This is a genomic window from Ureibacillus thermosphaericus (assembly GCF_012396605.1).
GTDB classification, from domain to species: Bacteria; Bacillota; Bacilli; order Bacillales_A; family Planococcaceae; genus Ureibacillus; species Ureibacillus thermosphaericus.
Genome location: NZ_JAAXPW010000059.1, coordinates 1 through 9024 on the forward strand (window position 1 = coordinate 1; position 9024 = coordinate 9024).

Genomic DNA, 9024 nt, shown 5'->3' on the forward strand with positions numbered 1-9024 from the left:
TTGCCTCCAGCTTCCTTCAGATTCCGCGTCACCACGGACACCCTTGCTCTTGGCTAACCTCTACTTCTGTCTTCGGGGTTCGGGACTTACACCCTATAGTTCATGTACATGCCGGGCGCACGAAAAGAGCGAATGAGAAAGCCAATCATCATTCTCATTCGCTCTTTTGAATAAACCCACGTTTTCTAGAACAAAGACATTTGTTCCTTTTCTGTCAGTCTTTCCAACGCTTCCGGTTCATGGTCGCGGAAGTATGCGTGGTGGAGCCATTTTTCCGTTTTGACGATTTGTTTATTGGCTTGTTTGGCTTCACGGAGTTTGCAGCTATAAATTACAGGGAAATAATCCCGCAAAAACTTCCCTTCCGCATGGGCAGTCAATGCGATGATTTGAAATCCCAATTGTTCCGCAACAAAGAAAACCGGACTGAGCACATGGTCGCTCGATGCTTTGCCGAATGGATTGTCCAAAATCACCACCCGGCTGTGCTTCATGTTTGTTTTTTGATGCTGTTTCTTTTCAGCGACGTATTTTAACAAGCCCAAAAACAACGTCATATTTTTGCTCCATTTTTCTCCGCCTGACCATTCATTGCTCTGCTCCCAAGAATAGGACCTTGTCGACACTTTATTTTCGTTTGTCACTTTACGGCAACTTACTTTCATGCCTTCATTTTTCATCACCACTTGCAGAAGCTGTTTGGTTTGCAGCCACATTTCAATGTCATTCCGAACTTTCGTTTCATCCTGAAGGCCATTTTCTTTTACATAACGATCCGACTCCAGTTGAAGCATAATCCACTCAATGTAATCGCGGATCCGCTGCTTACCTTCTTCTTCGTCCCATTGAGGGATCGTAAAAGTATAAATCGTTTTCCATTGATCCTCTTCTTTTACTTTTGTATGTTTTGGAATTTGTTTCAACTCTTCTACCACTGTTTTTAAATGGTTATGGATTTGGTTGATATATGCCTGCAATTCCTCATCTTTTTGCCGTATATGTTCATTGGCATAATTCGTCGACCGCTCGATTCGGATCATCATATTCTTTTTAAAATCCAATAACTCTTCATAACCCGTCTTATAATCCACACCTTCAATCGCCATTTTTTGCAATTTATTATCAGAAATCGTTGAACAAAACTGCTTATAAGCTTGTTTTTGGGCATCCACCGCTTCCTTTTCCTTCTCCACTTGTCCACTATGTTGCTCCAATTCTTGGATAATGGCTTTCACCATTTTCTTCCGATTATAGATAAAATCCATTTTTTCATTTTCACTTAAAGGGATTGTCACGACTTGCGGTGCGTTAAAATGATGTTTTTCAATGAATTTGATCAGCTCGCGTTCCGCTTCATCAATCTTGTTTTGCTCCCGTGACACTTGTTCCATCTGTTCATCCAAATAATTCTTCTCTTTTTGAAGCGCCTTCTTTTCTTCAGCAAGCTCTTCTTCCGCTTGGTTTAATGGAACGGAGAATGTGTAAATATCATGATCCGGAAAATTTTCACGGAAAAGCTGTTTCAAATGATTTCTTTTTCCTTTTTGCTCTTCCTTTGCAGAAAGCTTTTCTGTAACCTGTTTTTCCAACTTGTTTAATGCCTGTTTCAACTCTTTTATTTTGATAATCTTATTTTGCAATAAATGTTCTCCATCTGATGGAAATTCCCAATGTTCATGCACATTTTCACATTCATTGCGGATCTGATCCATCTCTTCCTGCAGTTTAGTCAAATTGTGTTTGGCATTGGCCAGCTTTTCATTCAATTCCCCGATACTTTTTGACGCTTGATGGATTTTCAAATTCAGCGTCTGGATTTTGTCGCGGAGATTTTTCCGGCTTTCCCCGGTAAAAATTGGGGTCAATGATTGCACTTCTTTATACTCTTCATCATTTTTAAGAGAATCTAATTTCCATTTTAAATTTTGTTTGCGTTCCTCCAGTGCAGCCTTTTGTTCGTTATAATCCAATAATTGTGCGGCTAAATGTGCTTTTTTGGCTTTTATATTGGCCAATACGTCTTTCAACTCTTTTTCAACTTCCTTGGCCTCTTTTACTTCACGGCAATAATGGAAATATTGATTCCCTTCCTGGATTTTCCGTTCAAGCCCTTGCATTTCTTCTTGGCAAAGTTCCATTTGTTCCCCGATGGTTGTGATTTGATGCTTCAGATTCTTTCGCTGCTGCTCCGCATTTTCAATTTCTCTTTCGATTTGTTCGATTTTTAACATCGTTTCCGACCATCTTTTTTGAAAATTGGTCAGCCGTTCATATGGATAGTCTTTCAAAAATTGTTGGAAGGCTTGTAGGGCATATTCCCATTCTTTTTGTTCCGTTTCTTTCAGTTCTCTTTCCTTCGTCGCTTTTTCCGCATCCACACGGACTTTTTCTTTCCATTGCGCAAAGGTCTCTTCCATCATCCCTTTTTCCCAATGAGCAGGAATAATCCAGGATGGCTCCGGTTGGACGGCATCTTTCTTTATCTTCGCCGCTTCTTCGGTCGTCAGTATTTGAATCGGGTATCGAAGTTCATCTGCAAGGTCTTCCACTTTCTTTTGCAATTCTTCCTTCGATTTATTGGTTGTAATCAAAGTGACAGCCCATAACGGATAGAAGACTTTTTCTTCATAATCCGCTTCATTCAGCATCTGCAAATATTCAATACCCGTTACACAATAGTCCAATTGATTTTTCCATGATTTTATCCGCGCTTCAATCAACGGATCGCTGAAAAATGTTTTCTGTTCCCCATAATCATCGACTAAACGCAATGCCACCCGCTCTTTGTATAATAAAACCTCTTTTTCCTTTTTCAATTTTTCGATGGTTTCATAAAGCCGGTTATAAATGGAGTGTTCATTTTCATAGACCGATTCCAGAATGGCCCATTGCGGTCTTAATCTTCCCAAAATTCGAATCAATTTTCTTTGTTCATTTTCAATTTGGCTTTTCTCGTTTTTCAATTGTTCTTTTGCAACATGCAAACCGTTCTTCTCATTTTTTAATTTTTCGATGGTTTCATCCAGCTCAATCGATTGCTTCTCTTTTTCCTTCTTCTCTCCGTGCAGCCGTATCAGTTCTTCATCCAAAAATTGATGGCGGTTTTGCCATTCGGCCATTTTCTCTTCCACTTGTTCGTGCTGTGGATTGGAAAGCAAAGTTTGTTTCAACCTTTCGATATCCGCTTCCCTCATTTGGATGGTTTTCTGAACACCGGCGATTTCCCTTTGCTTATCCAAATCATGTTTTTCGATGGACCGCTTTTCTTCCTGCAATGTATCGATTTGCCTTACAATCGGATTGAGTTCGAATTGGATTTGTTCCATATTCTTTTTCATGTCATCCATCTGTTCAATAAAATGTCCGAGCAGCGCCTGCTTCGTTTCTTCCAATTGGTTTTGCAAATCCGAGAGCTCTTCTATTTCTTCCAGCTTCTTCATTTCGCTTTCAACAAACGCAATTTCCTTTTGATAATGATTCAAAAGTTGCTTGCATTTCGCAAATTTCAATGAATAATAGGCAATGCTAAGTTGCTCCAGTTCTTCCTTTTTTGTGCCATATTCAACATTTGCCAGATCATAATCTTTCTGCAGTTGTTCGTATTTTTCTTCCTCAACGGCAATCTGATAAGACGCCTCTTTCACTTCATGTTCTTTTTTCTTTTGAATCCAAAGATTGAATTGCTCTTCATTCTTTTCCATTTCTTTTGCAACATCGATTTTTTGAATTTGAATCTCTTCCCATATTCCTTTTGCCTTCTGCTTCGACTTGTCATAGGCAAGCTGGGAGGAATGCAGTTTTTCAAACGTTTGCACGTATTTTTCCAGTTGATGTTGGATCCGCTTGTTCTCTTCAATGGTTTCTTTCAGTTTTTTATAAAGTTTCAAATTATCCAGCTGTTTTTCAAAGATATCGGCAAAAAGGGTTGGATGATGACCCGCAATCGATTGTTCAACGGTCGGTATCAATAAGCGGTCAAATAACTGGGTGGTGTTTTTGCAGGCTTCGAAAAAGGCCTCGACGCCCCCTTCCGAGCTGTTGATCGTCACAATACTTTCCCATTCATCGGCAATAATATGGTATTGTTCTTCAATAAACTTCCGATATTCTTTGATTGTCGAAAACGTTCTTGCCGATAAAGGATATCGTTCCTTCATGCCATTGTAATAATCAAGCATTTCTCCCTTGTCGGCAGGTCTGGTGCCGCCTTGTCCTTCCCGAACAAAAGGAATGCCTTCGATTCCGTTCTGATCCCCTTCATCATATTCATAAACATAGCGGTAAGAATCCAATCCTTTATCCGTCATAAAAAGGGTCACCGCCGTCACAACATATCGCCGTGGACGTTCGTTGAGTATCCATTCGATCGCAATATGGGCCGGGGCATTTTCCAACACCAAAGTGTTTTTAATTTTTCGATCCGCCAAATCGGTATGGGGAATCATCCCTTGCAATACCGTTTGGATAAAAACGGTCTTCCCTCCGCCGTTTTCAAGAAGAATCGCCCCATTATATCCGTTGAATAAAAAGAGTTCATCATTATAACGCTTGTTGCCTTCTTCATAGACAATATTGGTCAATCTGATTTTATTGATGGCCGGCATGTTGTCCCTCCTTATCAAAACCGTAAAGAAACTCAAAAATCCCTTTGTTATATTCCACTGCCATGAAAAATCGCTGGATGATGGTCATCGCTTTTTCCGTCAAGGTGATTTCATTATTCCCGATTTCCCGGATCAACTGTTGGTCGTTCAAAAACTTTGCAACCATATGCAGGAAGCTCATTCGGCTAATCGTATTTCCTGATTGCCGCTTAGCGGTTTCCTTAATATCATCCATATCATCCCATTTTTCGATGATAGCGCTCCAATTGTAAGAAATCTCTTTTTCCGATGCTTTTAATTGTTCCTCATCATGGGATTTCAAATGATCAATCCGCTCCTGAATCAGCCGGATCCAATCATCCATGCCGATAAATTGCCTTGTGGGATGCGGACTTTGATAGGAATCATAAAAACTGCCGAAAAGAACAAGTATGCAAAAATAAAGAAGATACATATCCGCATTCGTCGCACCGGAACGCAAATATTTCCGTTTAATCCACTCATTGCTTACATGGAATGGAGACAGCTTCGGTTCAGGAACGAGAAACAGTTCTTCACTCGTTTTGATTATGGCGCAATGCACTTCCTGGCTGAACAATTCAAGAAGGGCGCGCACATCTTCATCGGCATTATAGATTTGAACGGCCTCTTTGCCCAAAACCCCGTCCTTTGCCAGCTTCGTATATAGTCGAAAGGCTTGCAACACTGTTTGTTCAGAATAGTTCATCTTCATCCTCCAACTTTATGTTCATTTCACTGATGGAATAGCGATCTACTTTTTGAATGATCGCTTTATCTTCCGTAACGATTAATTTGCGTTTTCCCAATAATCGAAAGGCCTCATCAAAAACCGTTCTGCTTTCTTCATCATCCGTTCCCGCTTGAATAGGCGAACGTTGGTGGAGAACAATCCAAAAATCGTAGAAATACCGCATTTGGAATAGATTCTCCAATTGATTTCTTTCGAGATAGGATATGAACTCGGATAACGTATTGCCGCTATTTTCTTCATAAGCCTTCAGAAAATGTTCCATCAGCTCTTTATATTTTTCTGAAATCCATTGTTTATATGAATTGAAGCTGTTTTCGTCATCCACTTCATAAAAGTGATATTCCACCTTCTCTTTTCGGTCTTCCACGATATTCTGTTCTTCCAAAACAGCAAGCGGCGACCAAAATTCATTTTCTTCCACTTTCAGGAAAGGATGGAGAACGCCTTTCATCGCATCCAACGGCAAAGGGGTGGACACAATGAGAGACACGATATCTTGGTCGAAGTTAAAGGAATGCATGCCCGTATAATAAAGCGACTCCTGGGCTGTAATCAAAGTCGTGTTTTTCAAATGGAGAGTCTGATTCAGAAGCTCGGAATGTTCATAGTGCACTTTCTCCAATTCCCTGTTGATCTGCAAAATGTATTGATACGTTTTCTGCTCCTTTTGATGAATATTTTCGGCAAACAATCGTTCCCTCGTTTCTTTGACAAACTCCCTCAATTCTTTGAATTCTTCATCTTCCCGTTCCAACCTCTGAAAAATATCATCAAGCAGCTCTTTATACCGCTCAAACGTTTCTTCGGACACAATGCTTCGCTGGATTTCATGCTTCAATTTGACAATGCGTTCCTGCAACGTCTCGACGGCCACCCGCATTTCATTGATTTGCCGAAGTGCCCCCTTAAATTCCCCCTTTTCCAGCTGTTTCCGTAAAATCAATTGGTTGATGGAAATTTGAAACTCACTGTAAAACTCCTTCGTTGCAAAAATCAATTCCAATCCATCTTCATCCAATGTGTAGAATTGGGTATTCGTTCCGGCATCAAAATCGTTCGCCTTCAAAATGGAATATTCAATGGTCTCCTCCGCCTTTTCCTCCCAATCAAAATAACCGTAGCTGCGTTTTTTTCCGTGGGTCGGGCGGAAATTTTGAATCAAGGTTCTGGCCAGTTCTTCATAGGTTTCCTCTTTCAGCATATACACTTCTTTCGTGGCCTCTTTTAAAAAGGAAGCCAATTCTTTGACACCTGTCCTTTGATTTCGCATCAACTTCTGTTCAAAGAAAAAAAGCAAAGTGAGGAGGCCAAGCCCTTTCATATCAATCTTCGTCCCATTTAAATCAACATCCCTTTTCCGATCCAGTTCATTCAATGGTTCAAAAAGGGCGATGCGCCGGATCCGATCTCTGTATCCGCTTAATAACGCTTGCATATCCATCTGTTCCAATCGGATCCCCTCCAAATTTCCTGCAATTCTTTTGATTTTAAGATTTCCTGCGGGTAATACTTCCCTTGCGAAAACATCATCGCCAGTTGTTCTTGCTCCTTTTGCGGAAATTGGCTAATGAATTTTTCTTGAGCTTCAGTATATTGTCTTTGATATTCTTTTCCGGCGATTGGCTGTTTTTCAAGACAAGCTTTATAGAATGGCAATGCCAAATGGGCTTTGATTTTTTGGTTCAACGAATGCCAAATGGACACTCCTTCCCGGTCAATGTCGCCGAAATAGAAAAAATGATGCTGGGCGTTGACCGGATATTGGTCCTGGAACTGTTCGATGCTATGGATGATTTTCTTCCCACTTCCGTAAATCAATGTGGAAAATTCAGTGGATGGCAAAGCCGGAAGCAGACCTTGATAAGTCGTTTTATTTTCAACAATGAGGTGAAACTGTGTCTCCTTTGTCACCAGCTTGGGATGGATGGCAAACATCAACGGGTCGGAAACAGGGATGATGTTAAAAGAATGGAAGAGTCCGATACGCTCCAGCAGCTCTTTTCCCCCTTTTTCAGTGAGCCATTTTTCATCCTGGACCAGTTCAAAACTGCGCTCCGGTACAGGAACGGACTCTTCCGGAAAACCAAATGTTTTTATGTATTCATCGATTTTGATGAGATAAGGAAGATCGTGCCGCCAAATGGAAGGATCTTTTTTGTAATATTCATCAAGGTTTATGGATGGATGGAACTTGTTGCGATAATGTTGAATCTCTTGATGGAAACCGGTTTGAAGCAGACTTTTATTGATCCGGTACTGAAAGGCGAGCGATGGATTTCTTGTCGTTCTTCCTTTAGACTTCACCATCTCCAAAATGCCTTCCTGTTCCAGCTTCAAAATAAAGCCGGCATATTCTTCGTATGTATGAAAGAAATTCCCCATGATTGCTTCCAATGCGGATAATCCTATCATTCTTTTCGGATAGCCATTAAGTGCGCGGTAAATTTCATCCACTATCCTTACCTCCGAACATTCTTTTTTCTTATTTTACTTAAAATGAAGGGAAATTGGAAATACAAGTCTGTGAAGAAAGTTAGGGGAATGTTGCACAGTTCAAGAAATGTTTGGTTTTGGGGAGGGGATTTCAATAAAAATCGTTTTACGGGCAATCAATAGATTTGTCAAAACAATAAAAAATGGAAATTTTTGTTGAGAAGTGTTTCCGTTTCTTTCCATTCATGTATTCCTTATTTTCGAAACTTATGAATTTTTATACATCGTAGTGTGTTTCTCTTTATATTCACTATAATAAGAAATTAAATACCTTTTGTAATTATTATGGATTCGCCATCGGACACTAGTGTCGCATAAAAAATATCAATAGACATAATAAAACTGAATTTTCTCACTAGCGTCGCATTAAAATAATTTAACACCTTCAAATAAACCGAATTTTCTGAAATATAATCCAAACACAAAAAAATCCTTTATAATGGTTGGGTGGTAGTAAACCATCCAAATCCAATACAAAGGACAAAACCATGGATAAGTTTACACGAAAAACATCATTTAAAAAACGCTGTCGTCCGTGTGTTAGAACGATTTTCGTTACCTGAAGATTCGCCTGTATTCTCCGATGAAATGGTGGTGATTGGAACCACGCAAAATCGTTCTGAAAACGCGTTCCGTCCCATCAAATTGTTGGATACAAAAGGAAATGAACTTCATTTACGGACGAATCGTTTTGATATGTATGCAGATGAAATCGCCGAAATCTATCAGTCACGTTGGGCCATTGAACTTTTTTCAAATGGATGAAACAACACTTGAATATCAAGAAGTTCTACGGCCACAGTGAAATCCTCAATCATTAGTTGGAACATCAAAAGAATATTTAGTTTCCATTAATCTTTTTTATCTTGAATCAGCTCCTTTATTTTTCTAAACTTGCAAAAATCGAGTAGGAGGGAGTGATTAGCTCCCGTCCTCTCACACCACCGTACGTACGGTTCCGTATACGGCGGTTCAATTAAGATAATTGACGCAAGTCTTTATATAACTTCCGTGAATAGCTTGTCTTCTTATGCCAGTGGTCACTCCACCCTCCAAGAGGTCTCCCACGGGATTCACCGCTTCCTTCCTCAAGTGAGGTACTACGTTTTCTGTGTTCATCATGACTCACTGAATGCCAAGGGCTATTCTCTCTTA

At 40.0% G+C, this 9024-nt stretch carries 4 protein-coding genes and 1 pseudogene; 1 reads left to right on the forward strand and 4 read right to left on the reverse strand.

The window, feature by feature from the left end:
* Positions 1-185: 185 nt before the first annotated feature.
* Genes HF990_RS14495 through HF990_RS14510 form a run of 4 tightly spaced genes read right to left on the reverse strand, consistent with a single transcriptional unit; the run spans position 186 to position 7830 of the window.
* Positions 186-4604 (reverse strand): coiled-coil domain-containing protein, encoded by a 4419-nt coding sequence (locus HF990_RS14495; protein ID WP_168412865.1) that lies wholly within the window; start codon positions 4602-4604, stop codon positions 186-188.
* Entirely contained in the window at positions 4588-5331 is a 744-nt protein-coding gene (locus tag HF990_RS14500; protein WP_168412866.1) for a DUF6063 family protein, read from the reverse strand. The genes HF990_RS14495 and HF990_RS14500 overlap by 17 nt, the downstream gene beginning before the upstream one ends.
* On the reverse strand, positions 5318-6826 hold the full coding sequence (locus HF990_RS14505) for a replicative DNA helicase (protein WP_168412867.1): 1509 nt from the start codon (positions 6824-6826) through the stop codon (positions 5318-5320). The genes HF990_RS14500 and HF990_RS14505 overlap by 14 nt, the downstream gene beginning before the upstream one ends.
* Positions 6796-7830, reverse strand: a complete 1035-nt coding sequence (locus tag HF990_RS14510; protein ID WP_168412868.1) for a Wadjet anti-phage system protein JetD domain-containing protein — start codon at positions 7828-7830, stop codon at positions 6796-6798. Before HF990_RS14510 ends, HF990_RS14505 begins: the two co-directional genes overlap by 31 nt.
* 558 nt (positions 7831-8388) lie before the next feature.
* On the opposite strand from HF990_RS14510, the pseudogene HF990_RS15415 reads away from it, so the two are divergent.
* Positions 8389-8675 (forward strand): annotated as a pseudogene (locus HF990_RS15415) (transposase); the annotation flags it as partial.
* Positions 8676-9024: the final 349 nt, after the last annotated feature.

Coding starts and splice junctions, on each gene's coding strand:
- HF990_RS14495 (WP_168412865.1), bottom strand. CDS start 4,604: ATGCCGGCCATCAATAAAATCAGATTGACCAATATTGTCTATGAAGAA.
- HF990_RS14500 (WP_168412866.1), bottom strand. CDS start 5,331: ATGAACTATTCTGAACAAACAGTGTTGCAAGCCTTTCGACTATATACG.